This window comes from Pseudomonas sp. IT-P395, from assembly GCF_949767675.1.
GTDB lineage: Bacteria > Pseudomonadota > Gammaproteobacteria > Pseudomonadales > Pseudomonadaceae > Aquipseudomonas.
The window spans coordinates 675,354-692,082 of sequence record NZ_CATKPW010000011.1; the positions used below are offsets into that span (position 1 = coordinate 675,354).

The following is a 16,729-nucleotide window of genomic DNA, read 5'->3' on the forward strand; positions in this document are numbered from 1 at the left end:
TCAGCCCTCCCGGTTGTGGGGAGCAGTGGCATTCGCCGCTTCGAGTCGCTCGAGGCGTCCTTGCAGTTCGCTCACCTGTTGCTCCAGGCGAGCGACATGGTTTTGCACGGATTTGCCGTCACCGAACCCCCAGCCGCGATCTTCTCGATAGGCCATCGCCCAGATCCACAGGAACGGCCAGAGCGCATGCAGCGTGAACAGACTGACCCAGCCAGTGGCATGGATTGCATCCTGATGCGGATGGTTACGGTGCACAGCAATTTCGTAGGGAATGTCATGCAGCACGATGATCCCGTAAAACAGCACGAGCCCGGCAAACACCAACACGCCTAACGCGAAGTAATCCAGCATGATCAAGCTCCCGGCATCCAGCACAGTGCTGGCATCAGTGTAGACACTGATTTGCCGGGCGCTTGGCGACTTTGGATCAGAACCGCATGTGGTCGCCTTCTTGCTTATTCATGATGCGGGTGACAGTGATCAGAAGATGTAATCGGTGGTCAGGAAGCTCGAGTCACGCCCGCGAATGATCTCGCTGATCAGGTCCTTGTTACTGTCCTGGAACTTGGTCGCCACCAGCGTACGGATCGAGAACACCCGCAATGCATCGTGTACCGACAGCGTACCTTCCGCCGAATTCTTGCGGCCGTTGAACGGGTAAGTGTCCGGCCCGCGCTGGCATTGCGCGTTGAGGTTGATCCGCCCGACCTGGTTGGCAAAGGTGTCGACCAGACGACCGACCGCCACCGGGTTGGTGCCGAAGATGCTCAGTTGCTGACCGAAGTCCGACTCCAGCACATAGTCGATCACGGTATCGAGATGACGGTACGGCACGATCGGCACAACCGGGCCGAATTGCTCTTCCTGGTAGACGCGCATCTGCGGATTCACCGGGTACAGCACTGCCGGGTAAAAGAACGAGGCGCGGGATTCGCCGCCATTGGGGTTGACCACTTCGGCACCCTTGCTGCGCGCATCCGCCACCAGACCGTGTAGATAATCGACCTTGCCCGACTCCGGCAGCGGCGTCAGCGACACGCCGCTGTCCCATGGCATGCCCGGTTTCAGCGTGGCCAGTTTGGTGTTGAATTTTTCGATGAAGCTGTCGACCACGTCTTCGTGGACGAAGAGGATTTTCAGCGCGGTGCAGCGCTGACCGTTGAACGAAAGTGAACCGGTGACCGCTTCGCTGACGGCGTTGTCGAGATCGACTTCCGGCAAAACGATGCCTGGATTTTTTGCATCCAGACCCAACGCAGCACGCAAGCGGTGTGGTTTGGGGTGCAGTTTCTTCAGGTCGCTGGCGGCTTTGTTGGTGCCGATGAAGGCGAAGATGTCGATCTTGCCGCTGGCCATCAGCGCACTGACGGTTTCGCGGCCACTGCCGTAGATCACGTTGATCACGCCGGTGGGGAAGCTGTCGCGGAAGGCTTCGAGCAACGGACGGATCAACAGCACGCCGAGCTTGGCCGGTTTGAACACCACGGTGTTGCCCATGATCAGCGCCGGAATCAGCGTGGTGAAGGTTTCGTTCAGCGGGTAGTTGTAAGGCCCCATGCACAGGGCGACGCCGAGCGGCACGCGGCGGATCTGCCCGAGGGTGTCCTGTTCCAGCTCGAAACGGCTGGAGCGGCGATCGAGCTCCTTGAGCGCATTGATGGTGTCGACGATGTAGTCGCAGGTGCGGTCGAACTCTTTTTCCGAGTCCTTGAGGTTCTTGCCGATCTCCCACATCAGCAACTTCACCACGGCATCGCGCTGCTGACGCATGCGGCCGAGGAAAGCTTCGACGTGCTGGATACGTTCGGCCACGCGCATGGTCGGCCACAGGCCCTGGCCACGGTCGTAGGCACGTACGGCGGCGTCGAGGGCGGTGAGCGCGGTGTCGGCATCGAGCAGCGGGGTGCTGCCGAGGATGACTTGATCGTCGCCGTTGTCGCCTTTCAGATAGACCGGGCTGCGCACAGTGGCGAGCGGGCCGTCCCAGCGGCGCAACTGGCCGTCGACCAGATATTCGCGTTGCTCGACCTGAGCGTCGAGGCGGTATTTTTCCGGGATGTCGCTGACAGAAGGGAACAGGTTGCCAAGGATGTTTGCTGTGGTCATGTCGCTACCCCGTGTTGATGTCCGTATGCAGATCAAAAAGCCTTCACAGGTTATACGCCTGAATGCGCCGGAATTTAAACCCGCAAATGTCACCCGAATGTCACGCAAAGGCGCAGAGCAGAGGGGGCTGGCAACACCGCGAACTCTGTGGGAGCTGGCTTGCCAGCGATGTGGCCGGTACTTTCAGCATCTTCATTGCCTGACACACCGCTATCGCTGGCAAGCCAGCTCCCACAGGGTTTTGTGTCTATAGCCGATCCCGAGGCGAGTCCTGGCTGGCCCCGTTTGCCCCCCTCAATGTCCCGCAATGCCCTCAACCTGCTGCGGCCGCTGCCTTAAGGTGTGAGCACAACAATAAGCGAGGCCGTTATGCGGGCAATCCGACTGACTCTACTGCTGGCGTTGGCCATGGCGCTGCCTGGCTGCGGTGAAGACCCCAAACCCCCGGTCACCACCCATAACGCCGTGCCCAACGACTCGGCACTGGCGCAGATCTATACCAACAGCTGCCAGCTCTGCCACGCCAATCCCGCCGCCAACGCACCCCTCACTGGTGATCGCAAAGCCTGGGAGCCGCGCCTCCAGCAGGGCGCTGACACGCTGCTCGATCACGCCATCAACGGCTACAACGGCATGCCGCCGATGGGCCAGTGCGTCGAGTGTTCGGAAGAGCAATTCCTGCAATTGATCGGCTTCATGGCCGACCAGCCCCTCCCTCAATAAGGTGCCCGGCATGACCATGGATCTGACACGGCGTCAGTTGTTGCAACGGGCAAGTATTGTCGGCGCGTTCAGCGCGTTGGCGAGCCACCCGGCACTGGGCCAGTTGATGCGTGCGCCGCGTTTGATTCCGTGGCGCAACTGGTCGGGCGGGCAGAGTTGCCTGCCAGCCGCTCGGTTGGCGCCGAAGAATCTCGATGAGCTGGCAACCATCATCAAGCAGGCACAAGGCAAGATTCGCCCGGTCGGCTCGGCGCATTCCTTCAGCGCGCTGGTGCCCACTGACGGCACGCTGTTGTCGCTGAGCTATTTCAACGGTCTGCTCGATCACGACGCGAAAACCTTGCAAGCCGAATTCGCCGCCGGCACACCGATGTCGCGCATGGGCCAGCCGCTGAAAGACATCGGTCAGGCTCTGCAAAACATGGCTGACATCGATTACCAGACACTCGCCGGGGCCATTTCCACCTCAACCCACGGCACCGGCAAAAACTTCCAGTCGTACTCGGCGCACGTCTGCGGCATGCAACTGGTGACGGCCAGCGGTGAAGTGCTCGACTGCGACAGCCAACGCCATGCCGAAGTATTCAATGCCGCCCGGGTTTCTCTCGGTGCCCTCGGCGTGGCGACGAAAATCCGCCTGCAAAACCGCCCGGCCTATCGCCTGCGCGAACGCCAGTGGATCGCCAAGACTGAAGAACTGCTGGAGGACATCGACAAGAACACCCGTGAAAACCAGCACTGGGAAATGCTCGTCGTCACCCATTCCGACTACGCTTTGTCCATCGCCCTCAATGAAACCGACGACCCGGCCACACCGCCGATCAGCCCGGAAGAAGAGGGCGGTAACGAGTTCGTCACCCTGATTGAGAAGATCGACAAGTACGGCAGCGACTTCCCCGACCTGCGCCGCACGCTGCTCAACAACTTGCGTCATCTGGCCAGTTTCGATGATCGCGTCGGCGACTCGTTCGACATCTACGCCAACGTACGCACCGTGCGGTTCAACGAAATGGAATATTCGGTGCCTGCCGAACACGGCCCGGCCTGCCTGCGGGAAATCCTCAAGCTGATTCAGGACAAGGATCTGCGCACCTGGTTTCCCATCGAGTATCGCTACGTCAAGGCTGACGACATTCCGTTGAGCATGTTCGAAGGGCGCGACAGCTGTTCGATTTCGGTGCATCAGCACTACCAGATGGATCATCACAACTTCTTCGCGGCGGTTGAACCGATCTTCTGGAAGTACAACGGCCGACCGCACTGGGGCAAGTTGCACACGCTCAACGCGAAGAACCTGCAAGCGCTGTATCCGCGCTGGCGCGAGTTTGTCGATGTGCGGCAGGCACTGGATCCGAGCGGGCGCTTTCTCAATGCGCATCTGGCGTCGATATTGGGGGTGAGCTGATGGCGGTCAATCGACGCAATTTTCTGCTTGGCACGTTGGGGTTTGGCGCATTGTTGGTGGGCGTCGGCGCGTGGTTGCGGCCGGGAGACCACGGCGCGCCGTACAGCGATTATTTCCGCGCACTGAACAAAGAGTTAAAGGAAAAAGGCCCGATGCGCCCGGTGCTGCTGATCGACCTGGATCGGCTCGATCACAACATTGATGTGGTGATGCAATCGGTCAGGCGCGGCGGCAAACAATTGCGCCTGGTGGAGAAGTCGCTGCCGTCACCGGGACTGTTGAGCTACATCGCACAACGTGCCGGGACGCAAAAATTGATGTCATTCCATCAGCCGTTTCTCAATCATGATGCGCAGGTATTTCCACAGTCCGACATCCTGCTCGGCAAGCCATTGCCGGTGCGTTCGGCAGAGCTGTTCTACCAAACCCACAAAGGTCCGTTCGATCCCGCAAAGCAACTGCAATGGCTGCTCGACGGCCCCGAACGTTTGCAGCAATACCTTGCGTTGGCGAAGGGTTTGGGCACACGGATGCGCATCAACATCGAGCTGGATGTCGGCCTGCATCGCGGCGGGGTCAGTGATGAGCAGGTGCTGGGGCAGATGCTCAGACTGATCAGCGCCAACCCGCAGCACCTGGAATTCGCCGGGTTCATGGGTTACGACCCGTTCGTAGGCATGGGCGTGCCGGGGATTCTCGGCTCGCCGGAAGAACTATTCGCCAAGGTCATGGTGATTTATCAGCGCTGCGTCGATTTCACCCGGCAGCAGTTTCCAGCGTTGTGGCATGACGGTTTGTGCCTGAACACCGCTGGCAGCCCGAGTTATCGCATTCATGAAAAAGAGAAGCTCAGCACTGAAGTTTCGGTGGGCACGGCGATGCTCAAACCGACGCACTACGATTTGCCATCGCTCACCGAACACGTCCCCGCGACCTACATCGCCACGCCCGTATTGAAAAACACTGGTGCGGTGAATATTCCGGCGCTGGATGGCAAGTCGAAGTTGTTTTCGTGGTGGGACCAGAATCAGCGCCAGACTTTCTTCATCTACGGCGGCAACTGGATGGCCGAGTTCGAATCGCCAGCCGGTTTGCAGAGTAATGGGGTGTACGGCCGCAGCTCGAATCAGGAAATGGTCAATGGCTCGAATGCCGTGGGATTGGTTGTGGAAGATCAAGTCTTCCTGCGTCCGACGCAGACTGAAGCAGTGCTGTTGCAGTTTGGGGATTTGTTAGCGGTGCGGGGTGGCAGGCTCGTCGAAATCTGGCCGGTTTATTCTTGATTTTTGAACTTCTAAAATGTTCGGTGAAAGACATGTAAGGAAGTAAAAAACGATTCGATCATCCGGTCGGTTTATCAAAGCCATTGCGGGAGTTTCATGGAAGGGCGCATCTGTCTACTGTCAGGTTTTACAGTAGACGCGGATAAAATTTGAGCCTATTTAGTGTGTGACAGAGTCAGGATTATAGGCTTTTGTTGAAAGTCCAGCGATAAAGCTTAAAAAGCTTTTTTTCATTGATGCGAGATTCCGCTTATAAGGATGTTTAAGATGACTATTGATATTGAATCAGAATCAAAAGCTGTCGGCGAAGCGAAAGTAGAGATTGAGGGGCAAGGGCCTTATGAGGTTGACAAGTCCTTTCTTGAGTTTTCACACGAAGCTGTAGAAGTTTTTGTCGTATTAAAGACTCCTAGACTGCTCAGTAAGTACTTCAGGTTTAAATTTCCTTCGAACAGCAGTCACTTGGAGTACAACAGATTTTCTGCGGAGTATTTTGATGAGGATGGTGAGTTTTACAGTCTCGAATACAAGCCGATTTCAGGCGGCATTGATACATTTATTGAAAAGTCATCGAGTAAAGTAAGTGCTGTCTTCAATATGCAAATGAAACTGGCAAAGGAACAGGACGGCGCGCCTCACCCTAAAATCACAGTGCATGGTCGGTTTGATCTGTCCACCCCGAACTGACTTAAAGCCAAATCTCGATAAAAGTGTAAAACCTGTGGGAGCTAACCTGCTAGCGATGGCTAGCTCCCACAGTATTTTGTTGTGTCTGTGATTTCTCGACCAATTCTGTAATGAAGCTTTTATGACAAAAGTTCGGTAGCACATCGCCAGTCCGGTCATGCCTATGTAACGCGCTTGAGGGGCCCAACGGGGCGCTTTTCACAAGCCGAGGCGGGACGCCGGGAGTGAGGCAATGGGGACTATGGAACGCTACTCGAAAGTGGGCATGCAGGAACTCGATCAACGCCTGTCGAAGATCGTCGAAGCCGCGCGCAAGAAGCCGGTTTCGGTGTATCGCTACGGCGCGCCATGGGTCTGGATTGTCTCGCAGGATGACTGGCAGGGCGCCTTGAAAGAGGTCTCCAGCTACATTCCGCCGGGCCATTCGCTGGTGTTGCTGCGCCCGCAGATCGACGACTTGCTCGACGCCCACCGCGAGCTCCTGCACGACCTCAATGCCGAACCGGGCATGCTGATTCCCGCGCAAACGGTCATGCACATCCTGCTTCTGCAACTGCTGTATTCGGTGCCCAGCGAGCAGCAACTGTATGAACAGCTCAATTACAACCTGCTGTTCCGCTGGTTCGTCGGTCTTGGCCTGAACCAGAAAGTCTGGAGCTTCAACGCCCTCAGTCGCGACATCGCCACGCTGCTCAACGAGCCGCGCGCGGTGCTGCTCATCCAAAAAATCATCGGCGAAGTGTTCTGCGGTGCCTTGCTGCAAATGCCCGAGTTCTCGTTGAACTTCGCGCTTTTGCACACGTGGCTGGGCAAACACGCCTGTGTCTCGACAGCCAGCAATTGACGCCATACACGCGGCGTTCGAAACGCCAACAGGTCATCGCGAATTCAGGGGGTAGTGTGGAACCGATTTTCAAGTCACGGCTGGCGCTGTGGGGCTGGCTGCTGGTGACGGCGGGCGCGCAGCCGGCATTGGCCGAAGAGGCCGCCAACAACGTAGCGGCCCAGCGTCTGGTCGACGTCAACGAGTACTTCGTGCGCGGCAACACCGTGCTCGATGCGCGGGCGATCGAAGAGGCGGTGTACCCGTTCCTCGGTCCGCAAAAAGCCCTCAGTGACATCGAAGGTGCGCGCGACGCATTGCAGAAGGCCTATCAGCAACGCGGCTATCAATCAGTGTTCGTCGAGCTGCCCGAGCAAGCCGTTGCCGATGGCATCGTCTACCTGCAAGTCAGCGAAACCAAGGTCGGCCGGGTACGTGTGGTCGGCGCCAAACACTATTCGCCGCTGGACATCCGCGACGACGTCCCGGCGCTGAAGGAAGGCGAGGTGCCGGACTTCGCCAAGGTTCAGGGCGAACTCGCGCAGCTCAACAAAACCCCGGGCCGGCAAGTCATGCCACTGGTGCGCGAAGGTCAGCGCCCCGGCACCATGGACGTCGATTTGCAGGTCGAAGATCAAAACCCGTGGACTGCGAGTGTCGGCCTCAACAACGATTACAGCGCCGACACGGAAAAACTGCGCACGGTCACTAGCCTTGGCTACAACAACCTCTGGCAACTCGGCCATAGCGTCAACCTGACGTTCTTCACTGCGCCGCAGGAAACCGATAACGCCAAGGTCTGGTCCGGCTCCTACACCGCGCCGCTGACCGATCGCTGGAGCGTGCAGTTCTCCGGTTACCAGTCCGATAGCAACGTCGCCACCATCGGCGGCAGCAACGTGCTCGGCAAGGGCCACTCCTATGGCGTCTCGGCGATTTACACGCTGCCCTCCAGCGGTAGCTGGTCGAATTCGCTGTCCGCCGGCATCGACTTCAAGGACTTCGACGAACGCCTGACCTTGTCCGGTGAGAGCGACAAAGTCCCGCTGCAATACGCACCCTTTACCTTCGCTTACAACGGCTATCGCTACACCGAGAAGAGCCAGCTCGGCCTCGGTCTGAGCCTGGTCGCCGCCACTCGCAGCATCTTCGGCTACGGCAGTTCCGACGAAGACTTCGACTACAAACGCTACCGCGCCAAACCGAGCTTCGCCGTGCTCAAGGGCGACACCAACTACACCTGGACCTTCGACAGCGACTGGCAGAGCGCAAGCAAAGCCGCTTTCCAGTTGGCCTCGGGGCCACTGGTTTCCAACGAACAGTTCTCTGCCGGTGGCGCGACCTCGGTGCGTGGCTATCTGGCCGCCGAGCGTACCGGCGATGACGGCGTGCTGCTCAGCCAGGAAGTGCGCACGCCATCGCTGGCCAAGTACGCCGGCACATGGATGCAGGACTGGCGTTTCTACGCCTTTGCCGAAGGCGCGCAACTCTACCTGCGCGACGAACTGCCGGATCAGGACGCCAATTACGCCTTGGCCAGCGTCGGTCTCGGCACCCGCGCCAGCCTGAGCAAATGGCTGTCCGGCAGCCTCGACTGGGGCTACCCGCTACTCGAAGGGCCGAACACCTCGAAACAGGAATCGCGCCTGCACTTCAACCTTCAAGCCACTTTCTGACAAGGAGCACGTTCATGCAGCGCCTCTTTCTTTCGTTGTTGATCTGCCTGGGCTTCGTGCTCCCGGCCACGGCTCAGGCCTGGTGGCAGGACGACTGGCATTACCGCAAACAGATCGCTGTCGACACCACGCCACAAGGCGCGGCGATCAATCAGGCCCTCGGTCGCACCGCGCTGTTGGTGCGCCTGCACACCGGCAACTTCACCTTCGACGGCGTGAAAGAGGACGGCGCCGATCTGCGCTTCGTCGCTGCCGATGACAAGACCGTGCTCAACCACCAGATCGAAAGCTTCGATGCGCTGATGGGCATGGCGCTGATCTGGGTCGATGTGCCGAATGTCGAGGGTGGTCAGCGCCAGGACATCTGGATGTATTACGGCAATCAGAAGGCGCCGGCGACCGGCAACGGCCAACTGACCTTCGATCCGAATTACACCGCGCTGTATCACTTCGACGGCGCCACCGGCACCCCGCCGAAAGACACCACCGCCTACGGCAACACCGCACAAAGCGCGACCGGCGCGGCGATTGACGGCGTGGTTGGGCGCGCCTTGCAGTTTAGTGGCCAGCCGTTGTTGCTGCCGGCCAGTCCTTCGTTGCAACACAACACCGGCAGTGCGTTCACTTTCAGTGCCTGGCTGCGTCTGGATCAGGCCAGTGGCGAGCAACTGATTCTCGCTCGCCGTGAGGGCACCAACAGTCTGTTGATCGGTGCCAACCAAGGTGTGCCGTTTGTAGAGATCGACGGCCAACGTGCCGTCGCCACGCAAGCGCTGAATCCAGGCCAATGGCAGCACGTCGCGCTGACCGCTGAAGGTTCCAAAGTCACCCTGTTCATCAACGGTCGCGAAGCTGCCACGCTCGCCCAGGCGATGCCAGCCTTCAACTCGGTCATGGCCATCGGCGCTGACGTGCACGAAGGCCCGTTCCAGCCGTTCGTGGGCGCTATCGATGAATTGCGCTTGTCGAAAGTTTCACGCCCGGCGCCGCTGTTGCTGGCCGACGCGACCTCGCAAGGCGCCGAGTCGAAACTGGTCGCTTACGGTGTCGACGAAGAACAGTCCGGTTTCGGTTTCGGCAGCCTCGGCTTTCTGCTCAACGCGGTGCCAATCGACGCTTGGGTGATCATCGCCGTGCTGGTGCTGATGATGTTCCAGTCGTGGATCATCATGCTGCGCAAGAACCGCAGCCTCAGCCGCGTCACTGCCGCCAACGAAGACTTCCGTGTGCAGTTCGCCAAAGTCGGTACGCGTCTGGAAATGTTCGCCGACGACGCGCAACTCGCCCAGCGCTTGCAGCATTCATCGCTGTGGCGCCTGTACCTGGTGGCGGTCAAAGAGATCCGCACTCGCCGCGAACAGGGCGCCGATACCTCCTCGGTTTCGGCTGCGACCATCGAAGCGATCCGTTGCTCGATGGACGGCGTGCGTACCCGCGAAAACCAGCAGCTCAGCTCGAAGCTCTCGACCCTGTCCAACGCCATCGCCGGCGGCCCGTACATCGGTCTGCTCGGCACGGTGCTGGGGATCATGGTGGTGTTCCTCGGCACCGCAATGGCCGGTGACGTCAACATCAACGCCATTGCTCCGGGTATGGCTGCCGCGTTGCTCGCGACCGCGATGGGCCTGTTCGTTGCGATCCCGGCGCTGTTTGGCTACAACCGCCTGATCACCCGCAACAAGGAAGTCAGCGCCGACATGCGTGTGTTTGTCGACGAGTTCATCACGCGGCTGGCGGAGATGCACGGCGAGAGTCAGTTCAGTGAGTCGGCGCATCGCGGCCATCACGCCAACCACTCCGTACCGGCCTGAGGAGCACTGACATGGCGTCTGTAAATGCCTCCCACGACGATGACGAAGATGCCGCGGTAGACAGCATCAACATCACCCCGCTGGTCGACGTGCTGATGGTGGTGCTGGTGATGTTCATCCTCACCGCCACCGCGCAGGTCTCCGGGATCCAGATCAACCTGCCCAAGGCCAGCGCCTCCGTGTCGCTGTCCGAGGCCAAGACCAAAGCGATTTCGGTCAACGACGGCGGCCAGGTGTTCCTCGACGCCTATCCGGTGACGTTGGCCGAGCTGGAAGAACGCCTGCGCATCGAAAAGGCACAGAGTCCGGATTTCCCGGTGATCGTGCGCGGCGACGCGACGGTGCAATACCAAAAAGTCATTGAAGTGCTGGATCTGTTGCGCCGGCTCGAACTGTCCCAAGTCGGTCTTGTGACCGGCAAACCGAGTCAGGGCTGAGTCATGACCGCACAACTCCCGATCGAGCCGCTGCCGGTGAAAAAGCCAGCGCTGCGTTACGCGAAGTGGGGCGCCGGATTGCTCATCGGTGCACTCGCCGCATGGTTTCTGTGGCAGTGGGCCAATGACATGAGCGGCATCCGCCGCGAAGCGCCGAAGGTGCCGACGATCATTCCGTTGCCACCACCGCCACCTCCGCCGCCGGAAAAACCGCCGGAACCGGAAAACCCGGTGGAAGAAAAAGTCGTCGAGCCGGAGCCAACGCCCGAGCCAGAAGAGGTCAAGCCCGAGGAAGAAGCGCCGCCATCCCCGGCGGATGATCTGGCCAACCCGATGCAAATGGACGGCGATGCGCAGTCCGGCAACGACGCTTTCAACATCGGCGCGGGCAAGGGTGGCGGCATGGCTGGCACTGGTGGCGGGCGTCTGGGCACCGGGACGTACAGCCAGTTTCTGGCGTTCACCTTCCAGCGTTTGCTGCGTGAGAACCCTGAGCTGCGCAACCTCGCGTTTTCGTTGCAGGCCGATGTCTGGCTGAGCAGCGTCGGCGAGATCACCCGCGTCGAGCTGATCAAGTCCAGCGGCAACCCCGAAATCGATACTCAGGTGCTGGCGGCGCTGCGCGGTGCCCCGGCCCTCAGCGAACGGCCACCGGCCTCCATCACTTTGCCTGTGCGCCTGTCCCTGCAAGGGCGGCGTCCGGGTTAATTCATTTATTTACGCTTTGGCAAAAGGAGTTGTGTGCAGATGATTTCCAACGTGAATCGATTGTCCCTGGCGGTCGGCATGGTCATTGCGACCCTGGTCGGTCAGGCCGTGGCAGCGCCCGCGCCCTCGGAGAACGCCACGATCAATCTGATCCGCTTGCTGGTCGAGCAGGGCATTCTGAAGCAGGACAAGGCCGACGCACTGATTGCTCAGGCGCAGAACGAAGCGGCCCAGGCCAAACAGGCTGCGGCATCCACCGCCGTGGCGGCCGGGCCAGTGGCGGCGCCGGGTGACGTCCGTGTGCAATACGTGCCGGCAGCGGTGCGCGACCAGATTCGTGATCAGGTCAAAGCCGAGGTCATGGCCACCGCCAAACAGGAAAACTGGGCCGCGCCCAACAGCTTCCCGGAATGGGCTGCGCGCATCAGTTTCGACGGCGACATTCGCTTGCGCAACGAATCGCGCTACTACTCGGACAGCAACAGCAACGAGATCGTCGACTTCGCCAAGCTCAACAACAACGGCCCGTACGACGTCAATCCGAACAGCAGCACCAATCTGCCGCCGCTGCTCAACACCCGCGAAGATCGCACCAACCAGTTCCGCATCCGCGCAAGGCTGGGCATGAAAGCAGAGATTTCGCCGCAATGGACCGCCGGCATTCGTATCGGCACCGGCTCGGACAACAACCCGGTATCGACCACGCAAAACCTCGGCGGCGGTTTCGCCAAAAAGGACATCTGGCTCGATCAGGGCTACCTGAACTGGAAGCCTACGGATGAATTGACCCTGACCGGCGGGCGCTTCGCCAACCCGTTCATGTCCACCGACATGCTCTATTCCAACGACCTGAACTTCGACGGCGTGGCGGCGATTTTCGACCACAAACTCAATCGCGATTGGGGCGTGTTCGGCACCGTCGGTGCGTTCCCGGTGGACTACACCAACGACACCGCCAGCAGCAACGGTTTCGACAAGGAAGAGAGCGACAACAAGTGGTTGTACGGCGCGCAGATTGGCGCCAAATGGGCAATCAACAGCAACAACCGTTTGAAAGGTGCACTGGCCTACTACCGCTTCGACGACATTCAAGGCCAGCGTTCCAGCCCTTGCGAACCGTGGGCCGGCGCGCCGGGCTGTGACAGCGACGGCAGCCGCGCGGCGTTCATGCAGAAGGGCAACAGCGTGTTCCTGCTGCGCGACATCACGCCGAACCCGCTCAACCCGACCACCACGCCGCAGCCGCAATTCGTTGGTCTCGCTTCCGAATTCAATCTGCTGGACTTGAACGTAGTGTGGGACGCCGACCTGCCAGAAGACTTCAAACTGCGCAGCCAGGGCAACTACATCCACAACCTCGCGTACGACGAAGGCGACATGCGCAAGCGTTCGGCCGGGCAGATCGTCAACAACCTCGACAGCAACGGCGACATCGAAAGCGGCGCCAATGCGTGGATGGTGCAATTCACCCTCGGCAGCGCGCTGGACCTGAAAAAGCAGGGCGATTGGAACATGTTCGCCGGCTACAAGTATATCCAGCCGGATGCCTTGCCGGACGGCTTCAACGACTCGTCATTCCACCTTGGCGGCACCAACGCCAAGGGCTATTTCATCGGCGGCAACTACGGTCTGGCGAAGAACGTATACGCGACCGGTCGCTGGATGAGCACCGAAGCGGTGTACGGCGCGCCGTTCGACATCGACGTCTTGCAGCTTGAGATCAACACGCGCTTCTAAGGCGCCGGGAGAGGGTTATGAAAACGCGATTTGTGTTGCTCGGGCTCGGGCTGTTGATCGCCACTGGGGCCAGTGCCGAAGGCATGGAAGAACGCCTGCGCACGCAATTGCGCAGCACCACGCAACAGTTGCAGGCCCTGCAAAGTCAGCAGGCCCAGGCCAGCGCCGCGCAACTGGCGGCGCAAAACGAAGCCAAGGCTGCGCAGGCGCAAATCAAGCAATTGAGCGCTGAACTGGCCAAGGCCAAAGGCGTCGCTGAGCAACTGGCCGGGCAGCAGCAGAGCCTGCACAGCCAGGCGCAGGCACAAGTGGCGGCCAGCGCCGAGCAGACCGGCAAGTTCAAAAAGGCCTATGACGAGTTGCTGGTCATGGCCCGTGCCAAAGAGGCAGAACGGTCTAAGCTTCAAGCGCAATTGGCTGAACGTGACACACAAGTGCAGCAATGTTCAGTCAAGAATCAGCAGATGTACGGCGTCGCCAAACAGATCCTCACTGCCTACGAAAACATCGACGTGGCCGAGGTGATGAAGATCCGCCAGCCCTTCGCGGGCAGCGCCCGGGTCAAGTTCGATGAACTGGCGCAGGGGTTCGGTGACGAGCTCTACAAGACTCAATTCGACGCGCCGCAAGCCGCGCTCTCGCACTGATAAACAAGGAAGAAGTAATGACTCAATTGATCAGCCATGTTTCCCCACAATCCCTGACCGACGTCCTGCAAGCCGCCGGTTATCGCGTCAACCAGACTGAACAGAACGGCATCGTCCAGTTGCTCAGCGCCAGTCAGGGCATTGGCTATGCCGTGCGTTTCGGCAACCCTGCGGTGGAGCAGGGCAGTTACGTCGACTTCACGTTCAGCTGTGCGCTGCGCGTGCAGGGTGAGTTGCCACAGGGTGTGGCCGAGCAGTGGAACGCCAGCCGCCGGTTTGCGCGGTTGTCGTTGCAGGGCGAGTTTCTGGTGATGGAAATGGACGTGGTGGTGGCGGCGGGCGTGAGCAATGATCACCTGCGTGGCAACCTGGAATTGTGGGATCGCTTGCTGCAAGAGTTTATTGTTTATCTGCGTGACTTCACCCAGAACGGCAGCGCGCAGACCGCCAAAGTCGCCATCGCTGAGCAAGAGGAAGTCGCGCTGTGAAAAAGCCTGCCATGGTGATCAGCGCTGCGGCAGTGGCGCTATTGGTGGTGACCGTGGCGCTGGTGGTGCGGCCGGGCAGTGACCCGGTCGCCGCCCAGCAATCGTCGCCGCTGGCGGCGGTTGCAACGGGGCCGGCGGTGGCGCGCTTGGGCAATCAGCAAGTAACCCCTGCGGAACTTCAAACGTTGCTGGCGACGGTGCCAGCGGAAACCCGCGAGCAACTGCGCGGCAATCGTGAGGCACTGGAACGCTGGATTCGCACGCGGCTGGCCGAGAAAGCGGTGCTGGAACAGGCTGATGCGCAGGGTTGGGCGCAGCGTCCGGAGGTTGCGCGGCAGACTCGTGCGGCGACTGAGCAGATTGTTTTCCGCGATTACTTGCGTTCGGTCAGTCAAGTGCCGGCGGATTATCCGAGTGCGGCCGAATTGCAGCAGGCTTATGACGCCGGCAAAACCAATTGGCAGACGCCGGCGTTGTATCGGGTCAGTCAGATTTTTCTCGGCGTCAATGATCCGCAGAATCTTGAAGCGGTGCGCAAGCAGGCGCTTGAAGTGAGCAAGAAAGCTCAGGCAGCACCGGCGGAATTTGCCGCACTGGCGACTCAATATTCGCAGGATCGCGTCACCGCTGAACGCGGCGGTGATAGTGGCCTGCAACCGTTGCAGCAACTGGTGCCGGAGGTGCGAGGCGCCGTGGCACGGCTCAAGGTGGGCGCAGTCTCTGATCCCGTCCAGAGCGCCGCCGGGTTCCATGTGATCAAACTCACCGAGCAACAACCGGCGCGGCTGGCGACCCTCGACGAACTGCGCGATCAACTGACCCAGGCCTTGCGTGCGCAGCGGCAGGAACAGATTGCCCAAGCGTACCTCGACGGCATGCTCAATACCGCGACGCTCAGCATCGACGGTGCCGAGCTCAACAAAGTCCTAGAGGAAAAACACTGATTTCACCTTCACTGAGTGACCTGTGGGAGCTGGCTTGCCAGCGATGGCGGCTTACCAGTCACCCATGATGTTGGATCTGCCGGCCTCATCGCTGGCAAGCCAGCTCCCACAGGATCTCCACTGGGTTCAGAAATAGTTTAAAAGTGCTGAAAGCCACCAAAATACAAAGATCGACAGGGAGTCATCGATGTCATTCACCGAACCCGCAGGACGACCGGGCACCACCGATTACCACTGGCCACACGACCACAGCGAACCGTGGCTCGCCCACGCCGCGACCATCGACGCTGACGTCGCCCAATACTTCCTGGTCAGCGCCCGCTGCGGTTGCTTCATGCAAGCCGCGCGCAGCCTCAACGTGCGCTCGACCTTGCTGCGTAAACAACTGGCCCAGCTCGAACAAGAACTGCAACACACGCTGTTCAGCTTCCAGGGCAGCGCACTGAGCCTCACCCGTGAAGGCCAGCAACTGCAGGCCAAACTGATAGCGCTGGCCAACGAACGCAAACTGCCGGTGATCGAACAGCCACTGATCCGCCTCGCCGTCGCCGAATCGATCCTCCACGACATCCTCGGCCGCGACCTCATCGCACTGCTGCGCCGCAATGCCAGCGTGCGTCTGGAAATCATCGCGCTGGACAGCGAATTGTCGCTGCGTGCCGTCAGCGCCGACGTCGTCCTCTGGCTCTCCCACGGCGAAACCCCACACCCGGGCCCGACCTTCGCCACCAGCGAACCGCAAGCGCTGGCACGCCTCGACTACCTGCCACACATCGCCAAACGCTACTCCCGCGTCACCGCCCGCCCGGACACCCCCGACGACCTAGCCGACTTCATGCTGGTGCAATGGCAACACGACCGCCAGATCGACAGCTTTCGCCCATGGAATGACCTGGTCGAACAGCGTCTGGCCGGGGTGGTGCAGATGCAGTCCTATGAATTGATGCTGGAGATGATTCGCTGCAGCGCGTGCATCGGTTTGTTGCCGGCGTATATGAGCCGCTTTGACCGGGGCCTGATCGCACTGCCGGGGTTGTTCGAAGAGCCGATGCAGTTGCAGGCATGGCTGGCCGTAAACACTGAATCGCAGAATGTGGCCGAAGTGCTGACCCTGACCGACCTCATTCACCACACCTTCAACGAACGCCGGGAATGGTTTCAGCCCTGACGCATTTTCCTGTGGGAGCGAGCTTGCGCGCGATTGCAGTCTGACACCTGACATTTATAGCGACTGGCCGACGCCCTCGCTGGCCT

16 protein-coding genes are annotated in these 16,729 nt (G+C 60.0%); 14 read left to right on the forward strand and 2 right to left on the reverse strand.

Translation table 11 applies throughout. From position 1 onward, the window contains the following. Entirely contained in the window at positions 1 to 351 is a 351-nt protein-coding gene (locus ACM6IN_RS11655; RefSeq protein WP_007915457.1) for a DUF3302 domain-containing protein, read from the reverse strand. Positions 352 to 480: 129 nt separating this feature from the next. Further along, positions 481 to 2,106, reverse strand: a complete 1,626-nt coding sequence (locus ACM6IN_RS11660; protein WP_414916057.1) for an NADP-dependent glyceraldehyde-3-phosphate dehydrogenase — start codon at positions 2,104 to 2,106, stop codon at positions 481 to 483. 369 nt (positions 2,107 to 2,475) lie between these two features. On the opposite strand from ACM6IN_RS11660, the gene ACM6IN_RS11665 reads away from it, so the two are divergent. The 14 genes from ACM6IN_RS11665 to ACM6IN_RS11730 all read left to right on the forward strand — a co-directional run bounded on the left by ACM6IN_RS11665 (position 2,476) and on the right by ACM6IN_RS11730 (position 16,643). Beyond that, the gene (locus ACM6IN_RS11665) at positions 2,476 to 2,829 is read left to right on the forward strand and encodes a c-type cytochrome (RefSeq protein ID WP_123375413.1); all 354 of its coding nucleotides are present in this window, start codon (positions 2,476 to 2,478) and stop codon (positions 2,827 to 2,829) included. Positions 2,830 to 2,905: 76 nt separating this feature from the next. Continuing rightward, a complete protein-coding gene (locus tag ACM6IN_RS11670) occupies positions 2,906 to 4,234 on the forward strand; it encodes a D-arabinono-1,4-lactone oxidase (protein ID WP_414916093.1) in 1,329 nt (442 codons plus the stop codon). A 74-nt stretch (positions 4,235 to 4,308) separates the two neighbouring features. Further along, complete coding sequence (locus tag ACM6IN_RS11675) at positions 4,309 to 5,517, forward strand: DSD1 family PLP-dependent enzyme (RefSeq protein WP_414916094.1); 1,209 nt, start codon at positions 4,309 to 4,311, stop codon at positions 5,515 to 5,517. A gap of 267 nt (positions 5,518 to 5,784) precedes the next feature. Continuing rightward, on the forward strand, positions 5,785 to 6,204 hold the full coding sequence (locus tag ACM6IN_RS11680; RefSeq protein WP_123375410.1) for a hypothetical protein: 420 nt from the start codon (positions 5,785 to 5,787) through the stop codon (positions 6,202 to 6,204). A gap of 232 nt (positions 6,205 to 6,436) precedes the next feature. Next, a complete protein-coding gene (locus ACM6IN_RS11685) occupies positions 6,437 to 7,048 on the forward strand; it encodes a transposase (RefSeq protein WP_414916058.1) in 612 nt (203 codons plus the stop codon). A 56-nt stretch (positions 7,049 to 7,104) separates the two neighbouring features. After that, on the forward strand, positions 7,105 to 8,703 hold the full coding sequence (locus ACM6IN_RS11690; RefSeq protein WP_414916059.1) for a ShlB/FhaC/HecB family hemolysin secretion/activation protein: 1,599 nt from the start codon (positions 7,105 to 7,107) through the stop codon (positions 8,701 to 8,703). A gap of 14 nt (positions 8,704 to 8,717) precedes the next feature. Next, positions 8,718 to 10,514, forward strand: a complete 1,797-nt coding sequence (locus ACM6IN_RS11695) for a DUF2341 domain-containing protein (protein ID WP_414916060.1) — start codon at positions 8,718 to 8,720, stop codon at positions 10,512 to 10,514. Positions 10,515 to 10,525: 11 nt separating this feature from the next. Beyond that, on the forward strand, positions 10,526 to 10,951 hold the full coding sequence (locus ACM6IN_RS11700; protein ID WP_007915482.1) for an ExbD/TolR family protein: 426 nt from the start codon (positions 10,526 to 10,528) through the stop codon (positions 10,949 to 10,951). A gap of 3 nt (positions 10,952 to 10,954) precedes the next feature. Continuing rightward, positions 10,955 to 11,659 (forward strand): energy transducer TonB family protein, encoded by a 705-nt coding sequence (locus ACM6IN_RS11705; RefSeq protein WP_414916061.1) that lies wholly within the window; start codon positions 10,955 to 10,957, stop codon positions 11,657 to 11,659. Between the two features lie 39 nt (positions 11,660 to 11,698). Further along, on the forward strand, positions 11,699 to 13,396 hold the full coding sequence (locus ACM6IN_RS11710; protein WP_095112037.1) for a putative porin: 1,698 nt from the start codon (positions 11,699 to 11,701) through the stop codon (positions 13,394 to 13,396). A 17-nt stretch (positions 13,397 to 13,413) separates the two neighbouring features. Then, the gene (locus tag ACM6IN_RS11715) at positions 13,414 to 14,043 is read left to right on the forward strand and encodes a DNA repair protein (protein ID WP_212621929.1); all 630 of its coding nucleotides are present in this window, start codon (positions 13,414 to 13,416) and stop codon (positions 14,041 to 14,043) included. Between the two features lie 17 nt (positions 14,044 to 14,060). Then, entirely contained in the window at positions 14,061 to 14,531 is a 471-nt protein-coding gene (locus ACM6IN_RS11720; protein ID WP_007915489.1) for a YbjN domain-containing protein, read from the forward strand. Then, positions 14,528 to 15,475, forward strand: a complete 948-nt coding sequence (locus tag ACM6IN_RS11725; RefSeq protein ID WP_414916062.1) for a peptidylprolyl isomerase — start codon at positions 14,528 to 14,530, stop codon at positions 15,473 to 15,475. The genes ACM6IN_RS11720 and ACM6IN_RS11725 overlap by 4 nt, the downstream gene beginning before the upstream one ends. A 187-nt stretch (positions 15,476 to 15,662) precedes the next feature. Beyond that, complete coding sequence (locus tag ACM6IN_RS11730; protein ID WP_414916063.1) at positions 15,663 to 16,643, forward strand: LysR family transcriptional regulator; 981 nt, start codon at positions 15,663 to 15,665, stop codon at positions 16,641 to 16,643. Positions 16,644 to 16,729: the final 86 nt, after the last annotated feature.

Bases quoted from the DNA above. Each gene is read 5' to 3' on its own strand.
- ACM6IN_RS11660 (WP_414916057.1), bottom strand. From the start codon at position 2,106: ATGACCACAGCAAACATCCTTGGCAACCTGTTCCCTTCTGTCAGCGAC.
- ACM6IN_RS11680 (WP_123375410.1), top strand. From the start codon at position 5,785: ATGACTATTGATATTGAATCAGAATCAAAAGCTGTCGGCGAAGCGAAA.
- ACM6IN_RS11720 (WP_007915489.1), top strand. From the start codon at position 14,061: ATGACTCAATTGATCAGCCATGTTTCCCCACAATCCCTGACCGACGTC.
- ACM6IN_RS11665 (WP_123375413.1), top strand. From the start codon at position 2,476: ATGCGGGCAATCCGACTGACTCTACTGCTGGCGTTGGCCATGGCGCTG.
- ACM6IN_RS11700 (WP_007915482.1), top strand. From the start codon at position 10,526: ATGGCGTCTGTAAATGCCTCCCACGACGATGACGAAGATGCCGCGGTA.
- ACM6IN_RS11695 (WP_414916060.1), top strand. From the start codon at position 8,718: ATGCAGCGCCTCTTTCTTTCGTTGTTGATCTGCCTGGGCTTCGTGCTC.
- ACM6IN_RS11715 (WP_212621929.1), top strand. From the start codon at position 13,414: ATGAAAACGCGATTTGTGTTGCTCGGGCTCGGGCTGTTGATCGCCACT.
- ACM6IN_RS11685 (WP_414916058.1), top strand. From the start codon at position 6,437: ATGGGGACTATGGAACGCTACTCGAAAGTGGGCATGCAGGAACTCGAT.
- ACM6IN_RS11730 (WP_414916063.1), top strand. From the start codon at position 15,663: ATGTCATTCACCGAACCCGCAGGACGACCGGGCACCACCGATTACCAC.
- ACM6IN_RS11655 (WP_007915457.1), bottom strand. From the start codon at position 351: ATGCTGGATTACTTCGCGTTAGGCGTGTTGGTGTTTGCCGGGCTCGTG.
- ACM6IN_RS11705 (WP_414916061.1), top strand. From the start codon at position 10,955: ATGACCGCACAACTCCCGATCGAGCCGCTGCCGGTGAAAAAGCCAGCG.
- ACM6IN_RS11710 (WP_095112037.1), top strand. From the start codon at position 11,699: ATGATTTCCAACGTGAATCGATTGTCCCTGGCGGTCGGCATGGTCATT.